At 46.6% G+C, this 18,628-nt stretch carries 14 protein-coding genes; 8 read left to right on the top strand and 6 right to left on the bottom strand.

The genetic code is table 11. The features are described 5' to 3' along the window. Nucleotides 1-49: 49 nt before the first annotated feature. A complete protein-coding gene (locus tag CFREI_RS06600; protein WP_027012362.1) occupies nt 50-1,357 on the top strand; it encodes an anaerobic C4-dicarboxylate transporter in 1,308 nt (435 codons plus the stop codon). Between the two features lie 61 nt (nt 1,358-1,418). Here the strand turns inward: CFREI_RS06600 and CFREI_RS06595 are convergent, their stop codons facing one another. Together CFREI_RS06595 and CFREI_RS06590 are read right to left on the bottom strand one after the other, a co-directional pair. Next, entirely contained in the window at nt 1,419-3,737 is a 2,319-nt protein-coding gene (locus tag CFREI_RS06595; protein ID WP_027012363.1) for an ABC transporter permease, read from the bottom strand. After that, nucleotides 3,737-4,438 (bottom strand): ABC transporter ATP-binding protein, encoded by a 702-nt coding sequence (locus CFREI_RS06590; RefSeq protein ID WP_156907725.1) that lies wholly within the window; start codon nt 4,436-4,438, stop codon nt 3,737-3,739. The genes CFREI_RS06595 and CFREI_RS06590 overlap by 1 nt, the downstream gene beginning before the upstream one ends. Nucleotides 4,439-4,984: 546 nt before the next feature. Here CFREI_RS06590 and CFREI_RS06585 point away from each other — a divergent pair. After that, on the top strand, nt 4,985-6,049 hold the full coding sequence (locus tag CFREI_RS06585; RefSeq protein ID WP_156907726.1) for a DUF8462 domain-containing protein: 1,065 nt from the start codon (nt 4,985-4,987) through the stop codon (nt 6,047-6,049). On the opposite strand, the gene CFREI_RS06580 is transcribed toward CFREI_RS06585, so the two are convergent. The 3 genes from CFREI_RS06580 to CFREI_RS06570 are packed head-to-tail and all read right to left on the bottom strand — an operon-like array spanning nt 6,001 to nt 8,742. Beyond that, complete coding sequence (locus CFREI_RS06580) at nt 6,001-6,849, bottom strand: RecB family exonuclease (protein WP_051255870.1); 849 nt, start codon at nt 6,847-6,849, stop codon at nt 6,001-6,003. The two genes, CFREI_RS06585 and CFREI_RS06580, sit on opposite strands and share 49 nt — an antisense overlap. Before the next feature lie 27 nt (nt 6,850-6,876). Beyond that, the gene (locus CFREI_RS06575) at nt 6,877-8,010 is read right to left on the bottom strand and encodes a SufD family Fe-S cluster assembly protein (protein ID WP_027012367.1); all 1,134 of its coding nucleotides are present in this window, start codon (nt 8,008-8,010) and stop codon (nt 6,877-6,879) included. 21 nt (nt 8,011-8,031) lie between these two features. Next, nucleotides 8,032-8,742, bottom strand: coding sequence for an ABC transporter ATP-binding protein (locus CFREI_RS06570; protein ID WP_027012368.1), 711 nt, complete (start codon nt 8,740-8,742; stop codon nt 8,032-8,034). 253 nt (nt 8,743-8,995) lie between these two features. Between CFREI_RS06570 and CFREI_RS06565 the strand changes: the two genes are divergently transcribed. From CFREI_RS06565 to dop, 4 genes are read left to right on the top strand one after another with little or no spacing between them, the layout of a single operon-like run. After that, entirely contained in the window at nt 8,996-10,222 is a 1,227-nt protein-coding gene (locus CFREI_RS06565; RefSeq protein ID WP_027012369.1) for a M18 family aminopeptidase, read from the top strand. A gap of 29 nt (nt 10,223-10,251) precedes the next feature. Next, nucleotides 10,252-11,088, top strand: a complete 837-nt coding sequence (locus tag CFREI_RS06560) for a tRNA (adenine-N1)-methyltransferase (protein ID WP_027012370.1) — start codon at nt 10,252-10,254, stop codon at nt 11,086-11,088. A 9-nt stretch (nt 11,089-11,097) separates the two neighbouring features. After that, nucleotides 11,098-12,606, top strand: coding sequence for a proteasome ATPase (arc, locus tag CFREI_RS06555; protein ID WP_051255871.1), 1,509 nt, complete (start codon nt 11,098-11,100; stop codon nt 12,604-12,606). Then, on the top strand, nt 12,603-14,072 hold the full coding sequence (dop, locus tag CFREI_RS06550; RefSeq protein ID WP_027012372.1) for a depupylase/deamidase Dop: 1,470 nt from the start codon (nt 12,603-12,605) through the stop codon (nt 14,070-14,072). Before arc ends, dop begins: the two co-directional genes overlap by 4 nt. Nucleotides 14,073-14,144: 72 nt before the next feature. Here dop and CFREI_RS06545 read toward each other — a convergent pair whose 3' ends face one another. After that, nucleotides 14,145-16,694 (bottom strand): HtaA domain-containing protein, encoded by a 2,550-nt coding sequence (locus CFREI_RS06545; RefSeq protein ID WP_027012373.1) that lies wholly within the window; start codon nt 16,692-16,694, stop codon nt 14,145-14,147. A gap of 272 nt (nt 16,695-16,966) precedes the next feature. Between CFREI_RS06545 and CFREI_RS06540 the strand changes: the two genes are divergently transcribed. Together CFREI_RS06540 and pafA are read left to right on the top strand one after the other, a co-directional pair. Then, a complete protein-coding gene (locus CFREI_RS06540) occupies nt 16,967-17,155 on the top strand; it encodes a ubiquitin-like protein Pup (RefSeq protein WP_027012374.1) in 189 nt (62 codons plus the stop codon). A 53-nt stretch (nt 17,156-17,208) separates the two neighbouring features. Then, nucleotides 17,209-18,627 (top strand): Pup--protein ligase, encoded by a 1,419-nt coding sequence (pafA, locus tag CFREI_RS06535; protein ID WP_035111913.1) that lies wholly within the window; start codon nt 17,209-17,211, stop codon nt 18,625-18,627. The last annotated feature ends 1 nt before the right edge of the window (nt 18,628 follow it).

Raw genomic sequence — 18,628 nt, 5'->3', positions numbered from 1 at the left:
TTTAATAGCCCATAGCATAACCCAAATGCATAATGCTTAAGGAGCAACAATGTATCTACTACTCTGCATTGCTATAGTCATTGCCGCAATCGTCTTGGGGGCGCGGCTTGGCTCACTAGCAATCGGATTCGCCGGTGGCTTAGGCGTACTTCTTCTCGGTTTAGTGGGAATTCCCGTAACTCGTGAAGACATTCCATTTGACGTCATTGGCATTATTATGGCTGTGATTGCAGCAATCGCCGCAATGCAACGGGCCGGGGGAATGGATTTTCTTGTGCATGTGGCCGAACGGTTACTACGGAAAAACCCAAAGTATGTAACCTATCTAGCCCCAGTAGTCACCTACCTTATGACACTATTTGCTGGAACCGGGCACACAGCTTTCTCAACGCTACCTGTGATTGCGGAAGTAGCTAAAGAAGGGAAAGTACGTCCATCTCGTCCACTATCAATCGCAGTTGTAGCCTCACAAATGGCAATTACTGCATCTCCAATTTCAGCAGCCGTTGTGTTTATGGCTTCCATCCTTGAACCAGTGGGAGTTGACTACCTCCAACTGCTTGCTGTGGTTATTCCCTCCACATTCCTAGCAATTTTTCCAACGGCGTTTGTATCAAACCGGTTAGGAAAAGAGCTTGATGACGATCCTGTCTACCAAGAACGCCTCGAAAAAGGACTGGTAGTCCCACCAAAAGGATCGGATTTTGTGCCAACAAAGGAAGGCAAACTATCTGTTTGGATATTCCTTATAGCCATAGTGGTCGTCATGTGTTATGCCACGGCAATTTCAGACCAAGTAGGACTAATTCAAGATCCGACATTGCCCAGGAATGAAGCGATTATGTCGCTCATGCTCGCTACCGCAGTAGTAATCACCATAGCGTGCAAGATTCCTGCATCCGAGATAGCAACAACACAAGTATTTAAATCTGGTATGTCCGCATGTGTCTGCGTTATGGGCGTGGCCTGGTTAGGCACCACCATTATTAATGCCTATATCGAAGACATTAAAACCCTCTCGGGCGATGTACTGCAAACATATCCTTGGATGCTGGCCGTTGTTCTATTCTTCGCCGCAGCATTGTTGTATTCCCAAGCTGCAACAACAAAAGCACTAATGCCAGCAGCGCTAGCAGTCGGTGTGAGCCCACTTACAGCAGTGGCGTCGTTTGCTGCAGTATCCTCGCTTTTTGTCTTGCCAACATACCCAACATTGTTGGCCGCTGTAGAAATGGATGACACCGGTTCTACACGAATAGGAAAGTTCGTATTCAACCATTCATTTATTATCCCTGGCACACTATGCATTGCATTAGCAGTTGCCCTCGGATTCCTTTTTGGTTCAATCATTCTCTAACCAAAATCAGGTGGGCTGTCCCGTAGGTATTTTAGAAACTATGGTGCAGCCCACCATTGTATTATTCTTCCCGGGACTTCAATCCACTTACTAAGTCTTGCTTTTGTATCTGCCGCTTTGCATTATCCCGCACAATAAACAGCACAATCAATGCTGCAACTATTCCGACACTGTAGCTGATTTCCGTAATCTTTGCCTCAAAAAGCATTGAATCGTTTGAAAATAGCGAAGTCAAATAGATCGTCAGATAGTATCCGGCGCAAAGCCCAATTGGTGCGGCTATTAAAAACTGCATCACCAATTCTTTGGTGTATGCTTTTAGAATATCGCTGGTTGTATAACCCATAACACGTAATACGATAAATTCGTAACTGCGGGCCAATAGTGCAATCGAGGAAATTGAATACAGAGTTGCAAGCCCCAATATAATAGAACAGAAAACCAGTAGGGTAGTGTATACGCCAAAAGTATCTGTAAGTTTTTGATAGCTGGTTTTATCGTCGAGGATTGAGCTTACTGAAACCACTGAATCTTCCTGCTGCAACGCACGAACAATAGAATCAATATTGTTTTTAGTTTGGACGTATACAGTGTTGTATACCGGGTTTTCTAATCCCAATTCCTTTTGTGCGGTATTAAACGAAGTTACTGCAGTAAAACCTAAATTTTGATCCGATATATCAACAATCTTCACCTCACCTGCAACTAGGTTTTTCGGAGTCGAAATACGCAGAACATCACCGATCCCAACGTCGAGTTTTTCTGCGTAATAGCTCGGAATGACCACACCATCCTCTACGGTAATTGGATTACCTTCCAAAGTGAATAAATTATGCATTTTGGTGGGTTCTTCTGCAATCAGAATTGGTAGCTCTTCAGTAGTCGACTCCGATTCCAATGAGCCAGAAAGTACAAGGGCTTGCTGGTGATCGGTCGTATCAACCGCACTGAGAAAATCAGGGCCTTGCTCGAGCGGAGTAGGCGGTAGCTGTATTGAGATGTCATAGGCTGCGACGGTGTCGTAGTAATTCGATGTCACAAAACGGAAGGAATCGCGAAAACCTAAGGACATGACCGTCAGCATCAGTAGTGCCGTCATTCCACAAATCATGGCTAGGAATCGGCCGCGATTACGTAGCATTGCTTTTAACGCATAACGTGAGTTAAAACTCAGCCGTTCCCAGAGCCCTGTTTTTTGAATCCAAATATGTTTGCCCTGTACTGGAGGCTCGGCATGCATAGCTTCTGCTGGCTGAATAGCAGTGATCTTACGTACTGCCAGTATTGTGGCAATGGCGCACACTATGACAGAAATAATGGTGGGGATAATTGCATGCAGATCTGATCCGGTGAAATCAAAAAATGGTGCAGAAAGCACCGAATCAAAGTTTCCAATTACCCAGGGACCAGCAATTTGGGCAAGTCCGAAACCTAAAGCGGAGCCAATCAGCGCAATAATAATTGCACTTGCCACATACAATTGCATGACCTGCCAGGAGTTATATCCCATGGCTTTAAGAATTCCGATCTGCCTGCGGTCACGAAAAACATTTCTTCGTTGGCTTACAAAAATTACAATTGAAGCAATGATTAAGAATACGATCGGAAACACGTAAGCCATAAGACCGAAGTGCTCAACATCAGATTTAAAAGCATTATAGCTATAAATATCTAGCCGTTTGGTTACGAATTCTACTTTATCTCCCAAACGATCAGTAATGGCCGCATCTAATTTCGCGCTATCGACATTATCTTCGTATACGATAGCTATTTCGCCAAAAGGTAGTTGGTGTCGATCAATAAGTCCGGTATCAACATACAGCATGCCAAAGTCTTTCGGATCGGCAATTGGTTGTGTCGAACTTTGCTTTAAATATAGATCCTCTGGTTTGGTAGCAAATCCGGAAACGATACAGTAATCGTTAAATTGTTTATGCGAAAATTCGATGCGATCTCCAAGTTGCACATTATTCGCCTGTGCATATTTTTGTGTAATTAGACATTCTTCCGCTTTTGTCGGTGGTGTACCACTATATATAAATGGTTTATTTGTTCGCGGCTTATCAATATCGTACGACAAGATTCGCAAAGTATGATCTCCGCGGCGCGTATCGACGACAGCACGGCGCTGTGCGGCTTTTACACCCGGGATTTGCACGACACTTTGTTCATCTTCAACAGAAAATTCGCTGCCCGAAATAAGAAGATTGGGTAGCGCGTATTGGTGAAAATACTCGTTTGAGCTATGTTCATAGTTTACCGACGACGTTTTCATCGTAATGTAAAATCCGGAGCCCATTGCGATAATAATAATAAGCCCAATAAGCGAAGGAAGTTGTCGGCGCAATTGCCGCAACATGTTTTTCGTAGGCGACTTCATTACCATGACACCTCTGCAGGGCTTAGCGGGTGGTCGTTATATACCGTTTCGATTATCTTCCCGCTGCGCATAGTGATAACCATGTCTGCTATTTTCGCTATGTCCTGGTTGTGAGTGATTAAAATAACCGACGTTTTGTTCTCTTTGTGTACTTGATGCAGCACTTCTAAGACCAAAATTCCAGTTTGAAAATCCAGAGCGCCGGTTGGTTCATCACATAGGAGAACAGCGGGTTGTTTTGCTAAACCACGCGCAATCGAGACTCGTTGCTGTTGTCCGCCAGAGAGTTGAGCTGGATAATGATCAAGACGATCGCCTAGCCCCACTTGTTCCAGTGATGTTACAGCCAGTTCTCTAGGCAGCCCCGAGATTTCGGTAGAAAATTCCACATTTTCCTTAGCAGTTAAATCAGAAAGTAAATTATACGATTGAAATACAAAACCGACTTCTTTTTTGCGGAATTGTGTAAGCTGCTTTGCCGAATACCGCGAAATGTCTTTGCCATTAAATAGTAAGGTGCCGGAAGTGGGGGAGTCCATACCACCAAGTAAATTTAGCAGTGTGCTTTTACCGGAACCGCTTGCTCCTAGTACAACGACAAATCTTCCGGCAGGAATTTCAATGCTGACATTATCTAATGCATAAACTTCCGCTGGAAATTTTCCGTAGGTCTTGGAAACATTTTTTAATGAGTAAAGCACGTGTATTCCTTTTTGGTTATGGCGGCAGTCCGGGTAATGAAATAGCTTATTTTTCACCAATTCTACCACTATGAGAAAATGATTTATTCGATAAAGGGTGAATTTAAAATTAGGAAACTCCGAGGAATTCGGCTTATTATTCTAAGAAACACAAATCTAATGTTCTAGCCTTGCCGGAATAGCTCACTATATTTCAAAATACGTTTTGATTTTATCCCTAATCGGTGACAAAAAGGAACCGAAAACGAACTTCAAATATAAACTGCGTCGCTGTTAACTTATAAACCTTGAGTTGACTTGATCAGGATGCAGATATGAAGCTTTCTCAGTTTTGATTGGGCCTTTAACTGTATTTATGCAGGTTAGCGAGACCCTATCGAAGAATAGAATGGTTACTGAGTGACCTTGCTAAGCTTGGAACAAGAATAAACTGAAAAAGTTGATAAAGTTGAGTGAGTTTACGGAGGTATCGTCGTGAAGCCGAAAAATCCTTTTAATCCTAAAATTGGGGTGTTTCCTCGTGTATCTGGGGCTTTTGAACCTTTGATGACACATTTCGCTGGAACTTTTCGAGGAAGCTCGATATTTCACTCGCGCTTATTACTTTTAGGAGGCTTTGCAGGGAGCGGGAAAACAACCTTATTAGATCAGGTTGAGTACTGTGCACGTGATAATCGGTGGGCAGTTATTGCAGAAAATGGTTCTTGTGGTTTGGAAGAGCGGTTGGCTGAAACCCAGGTTCCGCTTGTATTTGATGCAATTGCCGAAGTTCGTAACAGTGGAAGAGTAACTGGTGTGAGCATTCCAACACTCTTCAATAATCAAAATAATGTGGCGGATTCTGAGTTAAGTAGCCCTCCAGAATGGGTTACGCAAGTACGTCAGGTACTCACGAAATTACGTAGTTATCAAAGCGGATTACTTATTACGATCGATGACTTAGTAGCGTCCGCAGTGGGAGAGATTTCAAATATTTATCCGCACCTATCGCAACTTGCTTTAGAGTGCGAGAACTTTATGGTTCTTATAACCGTGGACCGAATCGAATATTTGAGTTTTATTAATAAAAAGGAAGCGAAATTTCTTCTAGATTTTCAGTTTTTAGAACTCCCACTGCTGGAAAAACGGGAAGTTCGCCGGGTGCTTCGGAAATCGGTGGAAGGATTTGGTACAACATGGGAAGAAGATGCGTTCGCTGCCGCAGTTAAACACTGCAAAGGGTATCCATTATTGCTGCAATATATTGGATATTACGCTTGGATCGGAGCAGCAAAACATTCGACGATTACAGGCGATCATGTAGCTGACGCCGTTATAAGAGCACGGCAAGACTTTATGCGGCTCATTGTGCAACCGGTGATGTCTACGTTGTCAGATTTAGATTTAGCGTTTTTGTCCGCGATGCTTGCACTGAAAACGCCAGCGAAAATAGCGAGAATTTCCGAGTATATGCAGCGTTCACCTGATACGGTTGCCCAGTATCGCCGCCGTCTTATCGATCGTGGAGTTATTGTTATTGTGGAGCGAGGCTGGGTTGATTTTTATTTGCCATATACTGCCGACTATTTGCGGGAGGAAACGTCTGCAGTACTTCCTGGCCACCCAGGGTAGGCAGGTGGTGTCCCTCCGAACTCTGGGCACAGGTTTTGGTGGGGGCACCAACCGCAGAGTTTCGTAGTATTAGTACGGAAGATACCGCTTTTCCCGTCGCTTTCGATCTTTGCCCAGAGGTCCCCAAGGTCACGCTCAAAATACTCGAGTTCAGATTGGGATGGGGTTAGGAACATAGAGTCGATTACTTTGAGGTACATCAGTCTCAACTGGGTTGGGATTACATTAAATAGTCGCCAGTACACCAGGGCGTAAAACCGCATCTGAAATTGTGCTTGTTGGCTAAACCTTGGTATTGGTTTTTTGCCGGTTTTATAATCAACTACCCGTACTTCTCCAGTAGGCGCAATATCTACTCGGTCAATAAATCCGCGTACTGGAACCCCATTGGGAAGCACAGTGTCCACGTACATTTCGCATTCGTGGGCGTCGAAACCCTGTGGGTTTTCCATTTCAAAATACCCTCGCAATAGCGATCGGCATTCTACAAGGAAGTCGTAAAGTTGGTCGGCGGGTACGAGTGCTTCTAGTTCACTGTCCTCAGCGCACATATTCGCCCACTGTGGTTTCAGGCGTTTTACGGCAGCAGGGTAGAGGCGCTCAGTTCGGGGCATTCCGTGCATTTCTTCAAGCACTGCATGTACCAGTGTGCCCTTGACCTGCGCTACTGTTTTTGGTTCGGGGAGGCGGTCAATGGCGCGGAATCGGTAGAGCAAAGGGCATTGTTGGTAGTCGCCGGCACGGGATGGGGACAAAGCAAGGGGGCGAGGCTGGTTCACGGAAGTACACTGTACCTTGATCTGCAGCCTCAGCCCACGTGGAACTGGTTACATTGCACCTGCCCGTGCGGCAGCAACAAGCCCAGCAACAGTTTCTCTGAGCGAATCGGGGATTTCGCGGTCATCAAGATCTAGGAAGCCACGCACAATAAGATCACGGGCGGCATCTTCATCAAGACCCGTGGCCATAAGGTATTCCAGCTTGTCGGAGTCAACCATGCCTACGCTGGCTTCGTGTGAAAGTTGCGCAGTATCTGTTGCGGCAACAAGTGCTGGAACCGAGGTGATTGCTCCTGCCGGAGAAATCATAAGACCATCGCATTGTAGGAATCCACTGGTATTGTCGCCACGTCCAATGAGTTTGGTTTCATTATCAATGTTTCCACCATCGGAGACCATTCTTGCTACTTGCTCGCATCTAGATCCAGCACCATTGAGTTCGACCACACTGGTCATAATCCGTTGAGTATTGGCGGGCGCAAACATTACGGTGTGGCTGGTGTCTACTGCGGCGTCGTCAAGCACGGTAAGGCTGGTATCGGTATGGCTGCGGATTGCACTCACCGCAACGGAAATGGAGCTTGATACTGCGCCTTTTCCAAGTTTCGTGCCGCTATAGGAATGCACATCCATGTGCGAACCCCAGCGTTCTACATCGAGGGAACGGACCTTGGCATCGTCATGAATAAATGTTTCGGAGACTGAAACATGTGTGCCATGCGTAAGGTGCTTTGTTACGCCTGCGCCGGAAATAGAATCTACAACCGCACCCTTCCCAATTACCGTAATATCGTGAACGAACTGGCGTTCCTGTGGAACGGTCATTACGGTATAAGACTGCAGTGGCTTATCTAATACCGCGCCATCGTGAACCCATGTGAATGTGCCAAGTGGCCGTCGCGTGGATTCAAAGGCTCGGCGTAAGATTTCATCGCTGGTGGGATCTACAAGCGAGAACATAAGCTCTTGGAGCCAGGGATAGGTGACCACAGCGTCAGCTAATGGCATAACCTCAACTTGACCATGATGCGTAACCAAATGCTCAAAATGGTGGTCTACAAGGACTGATGTTCCACTGGATTCTGTTTCTGGTACAAATCCAATTGATTGTAAAAGCTCCGGTGTAACTGATGTGTGCCCGAGCCCAGAAACCGGAGTCACTGGAGCGGGTTTGGTATTCATAGTAAGATCACTTTCCTTAAATCAGTGATATCCGTGTTGGCGAATGCGTTCAAAAAGCGCGTGGGATTCCGTCGACTCAACAATGCGCCCATCAACCATTAAGTGAGCGATCGTGGTATCCACATGATCTAAAATAAAACCAGTGTGCGTCACAATGAGTGCACCCCGTTTATCATGACCGGGATCGGTATGAAGCAAGGTAGAAACCGCCTGGCCAACAACCGCTACATGTTCTAAATCCACACCGGATTCAGGCTCATCAAAAAGACACAGTTGAGGTTTTTGCAGCAGTAGCTTCATTATTTCCCAACGTTTGGTTTCACCACCAGAAAAGCCGCAATTCACTTCGCGGTTTTCCAAATGTGATAGCCGTAATTCACGTGCAGCCTCAGGAACGGCGGTCTGCGCATGCATAGCGGATGCTAATTGCGAAACGGTTACACCTGGCATTTTTGGCGGCCGCTGAAAGGCCATGCCAATCCCTAAATTCGCGCGCTCGGATACTTCCAAATTGGTAATGTCTTTGCCCTTAAACGATATCGTTCCACTTGTTACTTCAAATGGGCCAACACCCATAATCGCATGAAGTAAAGAGGACTTCCCAGAGCCATTCGGGCCTAAAAGCACATGGGTTTCGCCTTCATTAATGGTGAGTGAGACATCGTGGCAGATGGGGGTGTCTCCAACTCCTACGGACACTCGATCCAACTGCAATAGGGGCACAGTGCTCACTGTGTCCTCCCTTCGCTCGGCATTGAGAACACTTCAAGATTAACGTATCTTTGGGGTAAAAATAGGGGTGGTGCAGCCGCGATAAGGGGTAAAAATTTCAAGTTTTTCTCAAAGATTTACCAATCCTGAAAGCCTTTTATATTTTTGGCAATGGCTCTCAATATCCCCTCTGGTTGGGGGAAGCAGAATTTGGATCTTAGCTATATCCATGCCTAGTTAGAGCAATGCACTGGCATTCACCTAGGCTTTTACTATGCAAAGATTTTTAGACTTTATTGGTAATAGCCCAAGTAGTTTCCATGCAGCTTTTGAAGTTGCCCAACAACTTCAAGGATTTACCTATCAAGATGAAGCTATGCCCTGGGACGCTACCCCTGGAGGGCACTATACAATTCGCGGCGGTGGGATTATCGCCTGGTGGATTCCAGAAACTACGGCATCGAGTTTTCGAATAATCGGCGCGCATACCGATTCACCTGGTTTTATGCTGAAGCCCACTCCGCAAGCAATATCTGCAGGTTGGCATCAAGCACAAGTGGAAGTCTATGGGTCGCCAATTCTTGCTTCCTGGCTCGATAGGGAATTAGTGCTTGCCGGGAGGATTATGCTTACCGACGGCACCGAGCGTTTAGTTACTACGGGCCCGCTGCTTCGTATACCGCATCTTGCGATTCACCTATCTCGTGATAACGATATTAAATTGAGCAAGCAAACCCATATGCAGCCGCTATTCGCGGTAGGTGATAGTGCTCCAGAATTATTAGAGATTATCGCTAACCATGCTGAAGTTAGATCAGATGAAATTGTAACGTGGGAGCTGATTACTTGCGACGCCCAACCACCCGCGCTTTTTGGCGCCAATAACGAATTCATTGCGTCTGGGCGTTTGGATAATCTTTCCTCAGTCTATGCAGGTCTTCAGGCGTTTTTGCGTGCCACACAAGACGCGGAAGAGATTATTGTATTGGCTTGTTTCGATCATGAAGAAATCGGTAGTGCAACAATTTCTGGTGCTGCTGGACCGTTTTTATCGGATGTATTAGAGCGAACCGCAAGAGCTATGGGAAAAAACCACGAGCAATTGCGGCAAATGTTTGCTCGATCCAGTTGTGTTTCCGCAGATGCTGCGCATTCGGTTCATCCAAACTATGTTTCTAAACACGATCCGGTTTCACAGCCTCGAATCAATCATGGCCCCGTACTCAAATTTAATAGCAATCAACGTTATGCGAGTAATGCGCCCACCGCCGCTATGTGGGAACGTGCGTGCGTATCAGCTGGGGTACCTAGCCAGAAATTTACTAGTAATAATGATGTGCCTTGCGGATCAACTATTGGCCCAATAACCGCTACTCGGCTTGGGATTGCAACGGTTGATGTAGGTGTGCCGTTGCTTTCGATGCACTCTATTCGAGAAATGGCGGGGGTAGTGGATATGGAGTGGTTTACCCAAGCGTTACACGCTTATTTGGTCGATTAAACTTACAGCAAACATATTGAAAGGAACCCATGGCATACTCTGGACCCTTCCAACCCGGTGACCGTGTACAGCTTACCGACGCAAAACGACGCCATTTCACAATTGTGCTTACGCCAGGCGAACACTTTTTCACTCATAAAGGCGGCATTGCTCATGACGATATTATTGGGCAGCATGAAGGCACCGTCGTAGTATCCTCCCAAGGCGGCCAGTATTTATGTTTCCGCCATCTCATGGTCGACCATGTGCTTTCCATGCCCCGTGGTGCTGCCGTGATTTACCCAAAAGACGCAGCACAAATCCTTGTAGAAGGTGATATTTTTCCAGGGGCTCGGGTTCTTGAAGCGGGTGCCGGATCAGGTGCACTCTCCATGAATTTATTGCGAGCAATTGGGCCAACAGGCACTTTGATTTCTTATGAAATTCGAGAAGATCACCTTGAATATGCGCGCAATAATGTATGCGAATATTTTGGTGAAATGCCCCAGAATTGGCAATTGCATTTAGGTGATCTTAATGAGGCAACCGTCGAAACAATCGGTGGAGTGGTTGACCGCATTATTCTAGATATGTTGGAGCCGTGGGAATGTTTGGATACTGTTTCCAAACTTCTACAGCCTGGGGGTGTGTTTATGACCTATGTTGCCACGGTCCCACAACTTATGAAGGTTATGGAAGGTATCCGTGAGCAAAAGTGTTTTACCGAACCAAAAGCTTGGGAATCTCTAGTGCGGGAATGGAAGGTCGATGGTTTGGCAACACGGCCCGAGCATCGAATGAATGCACACACCGCGTTTTTAGTGCTGGCCCGTCGCCTTGCTGATGGTACTGTTGCGCCACGTCCACAACGTCGTGCCCGAAAATAGTCTCCGAGGATGAATGTTATGGAATATGCGGACCTTCATCGCCGAATCGAACAGCTGAGTGCGCGGAATGCGAAATTAGCTGAGTTACTACAAGCATCCCGAGATAAACTTGCAGTACTTCGCGAAGAACTCGAACAACTTTCCGATCCTCCAAGTACCTATGGCACGTATTTAGAGCCCAGCGAAGGCGGCCGAACTGCGGAAGTTTTTACGCTTAATCGGCGAATGCGGCTAGTGGTTTCGCCCGCTGTAGATCGTACTGCACTCCAACCAGGCGTTCGTGTCCGGCTTGGGGAATCCTCGCAAGTGGTAGAGGTTTGCGGCAAAGAAGATTCAGGCGAGTTGGGCGTTATTACTGAGCTTATCGACGACCGCGCACTGGTTGCGGATTCCACCGGGGAAGAACATGTAGTTCGCCTTGCCGCAGACCTACACCCAAAACGAGGTGACACAGTACTGGTTGATACACGAGCCGGCTACGCTTTCGAAGTTATTCCTAAAGCCGAAATTTCTAAACTTTCACTTGAGGAAGTCCCAAATGTTACTTATGCCGATATTGGTGGATTAGATTCCCAAATTGAGGCAATTCATGATGCTGTAGAGCTGCCTTTTACGCATCCTGAATTGTATAAGGACTATAGCCTGAAACCTCCGAAAGGCGTGCTCCTCTATGGTCCTCCTGGTTGTGGAAAAACGCTCATTGCTAAAGCCGTGGCACGCTCACTCGCTGAACGCACCGGCGAACAGGGGTCTTCATATTTTTTAAATGTCAAAGGACCTGAGCTTTTGAATAAATACGTTGGCGAAACGGAACGTCAAATTCGTATTATTTTTGACCGTGCGCGTGAGCTAGCTCAAGAAGGTCGACCCGTTATTGTTTTCTTCGACGAAATGGAATCTATCTTTAGAACTCGTGGCAGTGGGGTGAGTTCCGATATGGAAACCACGGTTGTACCGCAATTACTTGCTGAGCTGGACGGTGTGGAAGGGCTACACAATGTTCTTGTTATTGGTGCCACAAACCGTGAAGAGCTTATTGATCCCGCGATATTGCGTCCGGGACGCCTTGATGTGAAAATACGAGTAGGTAGGCCCAATCGAGATGCCGCACGCGATATTTTCGCTCGCTATATTACTGATTCCTTACCGTTAACATCCCCTGCTGAACAGCTTATTGACGCCACGGTTGACCACCTGTTTGCTGATCGTCCATGTGTAGAACTTACATTGGTCGATGGATCACACGAAATATTGCATTATCGTGACTTTGTGTCCGGAGCAATGATTGCAAATATTGTAGATCGTGCGAAAAAACACGCCATTAAAGATCAGATTCATCAACGCGGCGTCGGTATTTCCCTACAACACCTTCTTGCAGCAGTAGACGCAGAAAACCGCGAAAATGAAGACCTACCAAATACTTCTAATCCCGACGAATGGTCTCGAATAATTGGTCGCCACGGAACGAGGGTAGTGGAGGCAAAAATCCTGATTAACCAAGGAGCAGTAGATCGATGATCCGTTTTCTAGGCACGGAAACTGAGTATGGTATTGCCACACCGACCAATCCTATGGTTAGCCCGATTATTACTTCTACTCATGCCGTTGTAGCCTACGCAGGAACAGCACATCGCACACGCTGGGATTTCGCCCCAGAATCACCTTTAAAAGACAGCCGAGGTTTTGATTTACGTCGCTACCACACCGTGCCTGTAATTGATCCGAATGCGCTTGGAGTTGCGAATGTCGTATTGACCAATGGTGGTCGTTTCTATGTTGATCATGCGCATCCTGAATATTCATCGCCCGAAACAACGAATGCATGGGATGCGATGATCTACGATCTAGCTGGCGATATTGTAATGCAAAACGCCGTCGCGGCGGTTGCGGAATATTCCAATATGGGTCACTCAGTTTTGGAAGGGCATCCACCATGTCCACCTCTAAAAATCTATAAAAACAATGTAGACGGTAAAGGTGCATCCTACGGTGCGCACGAAAATTACCTCTACCACCGCTCGACCGACTTCGATGTACTTGCACAATCACTCATTCCATTTTTTGTGTGCCGGCAAATCATTATTGGAGCTGGCCGAGTAGGCTTAGGGCCGCATGGAGAAACGGCTGGTTTCCAAATTAGCCAGCGAGCAGACTATATTGAGCAGCAAATTTCTCTAGAGACCACGCTTAATCGAGGGATCATTAATACTAGAGACGAATCCCATACCATTGATGAATTGGCCAGACTTCATGTCATTATCGGTGATGCGAATATGTCGCACACCGCAATTTTATTGAAGTTGGGGATGACAAAATTAGTCATTGATGCCATTGAACAAGGTGTGGATTTTTCTGATCTTGCAATCGCTGATCCCGTTGCAGAGGTCACCCACATATCCAGGGACATTAGTTGTACACATGCAATTGCTATGCGTAATGGAATAAGGTGCACCGCTATCAATGTTCTGCGAGCCTATTGGGAACGAGTAAATCCAACTACGGATATAGATCGCAAAGTACATACACTATGGCAGCAAATACTGGATTTGCTTGCTCAAGATCCTATGAGCACATCTCATCTTTTAGATTGGACAGCAAAACTTTCATTACTTCGCGCATATGAATCACGAGGTGTTTCCTGGTCTGATCCAAAAATGTTGCTTATTGATCTGCAATATTCTGATATTGACCCAGAAAAAAGTCTATTTCATGCATTGGTGCGCAAAGGAAAAATGGTGACTCTTGCAAGCGAGGAGCAGATTCTCGCTGCAGTGCATAATCCTCCAGCGGATTCGCGAGCGTTTTTACGGGGTAAAACTATGGAACGTTTCCATAATGAAATTGCTGCCGCTAACTGGGATCACTTGACCCTGCATAATGGAACCATAATTGATTTACTTGACCCGTCCAAAGGTACGCAACAGCTTGTAGGCGCGCTGCTAGAAAACGCTCAATCGGCCGTTGAACTTTCGCAAAACATTTAATAACCAGACGCGTTACATGAAATAGCCCCTTCGGTATCACTACCAGAAGGGGCTATTGCGTTTATGCGTTCATTAACGCATTGCTCCAAAGATTCCTAAGAATGGGAAGATCAATGCTTGGAGAATCGATGCGAAGAATCCAATGATTCGTGCAAATGGGCTGCTGAACCCGCGGTGCTCCAACCAGTGCTGAACGTTGTTTGGTTTCTCCTGGTTTGAAGGATCCTCGTGAGGTTTTTGCTTTTCATTTTGAATTTGCTTGAGTATTCCCTCAGCATCTTTTTGTGCTTTTTCGGCTGCGGAACGAGCCTGCTCAGCAGCTTCTCGAGCTTCTTGCGCTTTTTGTGCAGCAGCTTCAGCTTCGGCACGTTCGCGCCGAGCCTCTTGAGCATCCTTTTCTGCTGCAGCTTGGAATTCTTCAGCTGCTTTAGCTGCGGCTTCTGCTTTTTGCGCAGCAACTTCAGCCTTTTTCACAGCAGCTTCAACCTCGGCTGCTTTGGCAGCATTCGTTTTTGCTTCTTCGGCTAGTTTTTTAGCCTCTTCAGCTGCGGCTTTTGCTTCCTCAGCTGCTTCTTTTGCCTGCTGTGTGGCGGCATCACTGTCTTGCGGCTTCGGATTATCCGTGGCAGGTGGTTGCTGTGGGTCACCGCCTGGAGCTGGATTTCCAGGTTTGGTTCCATTATCGGACCCTGGTGGCAGTTTGTCTTCCTCGGCCGATGTATCGTTGCTATTGCTATTTCCAGCGTCAGCTTTTTGCCCAGCCATTGTATATTGCTGGATGGAATTATCGCGCTGCTGTACTGCGTCAGGCAGTGTTAGGCGCTGAAGACCAATGTAGTCTCTCCAGTCATCTTCACCCGGAGGATATTGTTCGTATACGTAAAGATCGCCATCTGGGCTAAAGACTGCTCCATCATTTAATAAACGCGAGGTGTCTTTCATATTTTGGCCAAGGGATGCGCGACCTGTCTCCGCCATAGATGTTGGATTAAGGAGCAACACAACAGAACGTTTTTCGCTAACTACAGCGGCACTTCCATCTGGGCTGAAACCAACACCAGCGATGCCTTGAAGATCAGGATGCTGAGTAGCTGGATGAACGGTAAATGTGCCATTGTTGTAGTTGGCAAATCCAATTAAAGATCCCGAGGCATTTTCAACTCGATCAAGGGTGCTGTAAATGGCGATATTGCCGTTACCATCGGTTGTAAGGCCACGGAATGAGCCCCGGCTTCCTTGCATAAAAGGCTTAAATTCTTGGATGCGCTTGACTTTTTCACCGTCAGCAGCGGCAGGGCTAATATGCAATGGGATGTTTGGTTCAGCTTCACCGTTTGCTGGGCGTAGCAAAACGTCGTGGAGGAAAATAAAGGTTCCATCCGGTAGGGCGCGAAGTGCGGAAGGACCTGAAGAGAAAGTACTTCCGTAAAATTCACTTAAATCTTCGGCGCCAGGAAGGAATGTTGATGCACTTGGCAATTCAGTTTTTGTGACCTTCTTTGCGGCATCAAATGTAGAAAAATACGGAACTTGTGCGTTAAAGGGACCATCAATGTGAAGAAGGCCTACCGCATTAAGTGTCTTTGAGTATGCAAACCCTGTTACTTTACCTTCAAACGTGCCCAATTCAGTTATGTTTTGCAATCCATCATTGGTGACCTGCCCCATGTGCACGGTATTTTCGTTCCACCAGTAAAGAGTGTTTGATGCTGGGTCGAAATCAGCCATGCTGCCACGGTTGATGCTGATGTTTGCAATCTTTTTAACGGAGCTTAGGTCCTTTGTAAAGATTTGTACTGTGCCGTTTTCATTGCTGGAAACATTGAGCACTGTGCCGTCTTGACGAACAAAGAAACGATTTGATGTGCTTGAAGGCACTTGGGTTTTGATCTGATTTGTTAGGTTGTACCCAGATCGTTCACCGATTTCAAATGTGTCATCCATGGTGAATGACAAAGAATCCAGGAAGCCGCCTGCTTCATAGAAGTTACTAAAGGAGGCATTGCCCTCTTCAGTCAGAGTGGCGGAAACACCCTTCCAGTGCATTTTGCCATTTTGGATGTTGTAGCGTCCTGCATTGAAGTCGAGGTTACCAATGTGCTTTTCCGAAGGCCCTGACCACTGTTTTGTGAGGTAATCCTTGGTATGGATTGTTGCTAGTAGCTTACCGGCCCCAGTCTTGGTATCAATGACAACCTTTGGAGCACTAAAGGTGAAGTCTAGATCACAATTCGGGCGGATTGGTTCTCCGCCGCAGTGCTTCATAAAGTTAACGGTACCGCCGTATTGGACCGTTATTTCGCCGGTATCGGAGTTTTTGGTGGTTTCTTTATATGGCCAGAGGTATGAATTATTTGGTCCTTGTTTCGCGCCGTCAAGAATATTAGTTGCGCCACTCACGTATCGAACAAATGATCCCCGGATGCCCCATTGGAGTGCTGAGGTTGATTCCGGAACATTTTGTTCTACGTTTGGTTGGGCTTCGATGCCGAACTTTGAGTTGGCGTCCGCCAGAGCGATTGGCATGGCAGGGCTTACCAATGAAAGAGATGCGGTCAGCACTGCAATTGCGGCGATTCCTGGGCGGCCAATACGCCGATATCCGCGTTGTGGTTCGGTCACGATGTACTTCCTTAGCGTGAACGGTAGGTCAGGTAAAACAAGCAGCAATTTGCCGGAAACTGAGCTGCGCCTAAGTTTAAGGCTCGAATTATTAACGCTAGCCAAGCCTAATTCGGCAAACTGTTAAGAAAGTTAGCAGAGGTATGCCTTACTTCACGTATCCTTAGATCACCTTCAAAACTGATGGGGGTACCCCATTGCCCCCGCGGCGCTCTGACGAAAGACTAACGTAAAAGGGCAACCGTTCGTGATTTGAGAAAGGCCACAACATTATGTCTACATCGCAATCACATATTCAGCGCTCCGGTGGTAGCGACGAAAATAATGAATTTGAACAGGCTTTTGGTCAGGTTCAGATCAATACTCAAGACACTGATGAACTCCTAGATGAAATCGATGGTTTGCTCGAAAATAACGCCGAAGAGTTTGTTCGCTCATATGTACAAAAGGGTGGGCAGTGACCAATACACGGCACAATAGGGTACCGTTTTCACCACCCCCGGATTCTCAGATTATGGTCCGTCGGATTGCCGGCGTTGAGACGGAGTACGGTATTACATGTACGTTTGATGGGCGTCGTAGGTTGGGGCCCGAAGAAATCGCCCGGTATGTCTTTCGGCCCATAGTGGATACCTATGGCAGCGCAAATGTGTTTTTGCCAAATGCGGGACGTTTGTACCTTGATGTTGGCTCGCACCCAGAATATGCCACACCTGAATGCGATAGCATTGCGCAATTGCTCACTTACGATAAAGCAGGGGATCAGATTGTTGATCAATTGGCGCAGCAAGCGGAGATTTCATTAGCGCAAGAAGGCATTGCTGGCCAGGTGTTTTTATTTAAAAACAATGTGGATTCCTTCGGTAATTCATACGGCTGCCATGAAAATTACCTTGTGAGTCGATCCACGGTGCTACGTACACTAGGCAATGTACTACTACCGTTTTTAATTACCCGCCAACTCCTTGTGGGGGCCGGAAAAATCTACCGACCATTAGTGCGCTCCGAACAGGATCCTTTTGGCCTTGGGTATTGCATTTCACAGCGTGCAGATCATGTGTGGGAAGGTGTTTCGTCAGCAACTACACGATCGCGCCCCATTATTAATACTCGTGATGAACCTCATGCGGATTCACGGCAATACCGAAGGCTACATATTATTGTTGGTGATTCTAATATGGCGGAGCCAACCTTTGCACTAAAAATCGGTTCAACACTGCTTGTGCTAGAACTTATTGAGGCCGGCTGGCCACTTCCAGATTTCGCATTAGAAAACGAAATTGCATCAATACGGGAAATCGCACGTGACACCACAGGCAATACGCCAATCCGATTACGGAATGGAAATCAAGTTTCAGCACTGGAAATTCAACGTGCCTATTGTGATGCGGCTACACAGTGGCTAAAACAACGCCCACAGCGTGCTTCGGGGGTATTGGATTCTGATTTACATCGTGTTGTTGATCTTTGGGACCGAGTACTTCGGGCCATTGAAACCCAAGATTTCTCTGCGGTAGATACGGAAATCGATTGGGTGATTAAGCGTAAACTGCTAGAGCGGTTCCAGCATCGTCATGGTTTTGAGCTTGACCATCCAAAGCTTTTGCAAGTGGATTTGGCGTATCATGATGTGCGTCAAGGTCGCGGTCTTTATTCGGTTTTGGAGTCTAAAGGGTTGGTGCAACGCTGGATTGATCCTGCCGGAATTACCCAGGCGGCAAGCGGGGTCGCACCTCAAACTACTCGAGCAAAACTGCGTGGGGAGTTTTTATCCGCAGCATATGATCTGCAAGCTTCGGTGACTGTGGATTGGATGCGGTTAAAGGTAAATCGTCCAGAGCCAATCTCGGTAGAGCTTGGGGATCCTTTTGCAACTATTGATGATCGTGTTGATGAGCTTATTGAATATATGAAAACTCAGCGAGGTATATAGT

This window comes from Corynebacterium freiburgense (genome assembly GCF_030408815.1).
Classification (GTDB): Bacteria; Actinomycetota; Actinomycetes; order Mycobacteriales; family Mycobacteriaceae; genus Corynebacterium; species Corynebacterium freiburgense.
Note: the sequence above shows the minus strand (reverse complement) of the source record. Positions and strands in the feature narration are given on the sequence as shown.

Bases quoted from the DNA above. Each gene is read 5' to 3' on its own strand.
- CFREI_RS06600 (WP_027012362.1), top strand. From the start codon at position 50: ATGTATCTACTACTCTGCATTGCTATAGTCATTGCCGCAATCGTCTTG.
- CFREI_RS06595 (WP_027012363.1), bottom strand. From the start codon at position 3,737: ATGAAGTCGCCTACGAAAAACATGTTGCGGCAATTGCGCCGACAACTT.
- CFREI_RS06585 (WP_156907726.1), top strand. From the start codon at position 4,985: ATGACACATTTCGCTGGAACTTTTCGAGGAAGCTCGATATTTCACTCG.
- CFREI_RS06575 (WP_027012367.1), bottom strand. From the start codon at position 8,010: ATGAATACCAAACCCGCTCCAGTGACTCCGGTTTCTGGGCTCGGGCAC.
- CFREI_RS06565 (WP_027012369.1), top strand. From the start codon at position 8,996: ATGCAAAGATTTTTAGACTTTATTGGTAATAGCCCAAGTAGTTTCCAT.
- CFREI_RS06560 (WP_027012370.1), top strand. From the start codon at position 10,252: ATGGCATACTCTGGACCCTTCCAACCCGGTGACCGTGTACAGCTTACC.
- arc (WP_051255871.1), top strand. From the start codon at position 11,098: ATGAATGTTATGGAATATGCGGACCTTCATCGCCGAATCGAACAGCTG.
- dop (WP_027012372.1), top strand. From the start codon at position 12,603: ATGATCCGTTTTCTAGGCACGGAAACTGAGTATGGTATTGCCACACCG.
- CFREI_RS06540 (WP_027012374.1), top strand. From the start codon at position 16,967: ATGTCTACATCGCAATCACATATTCAGCGCTCCGGTGGTAGCGACGAA.
- pafA (WP_035111913.1), top strand. From the start codon at position 17,209: ATGGTCCGTCGGATTGCCGGCGTTGAGACGGAGTACGGTATTACATGT.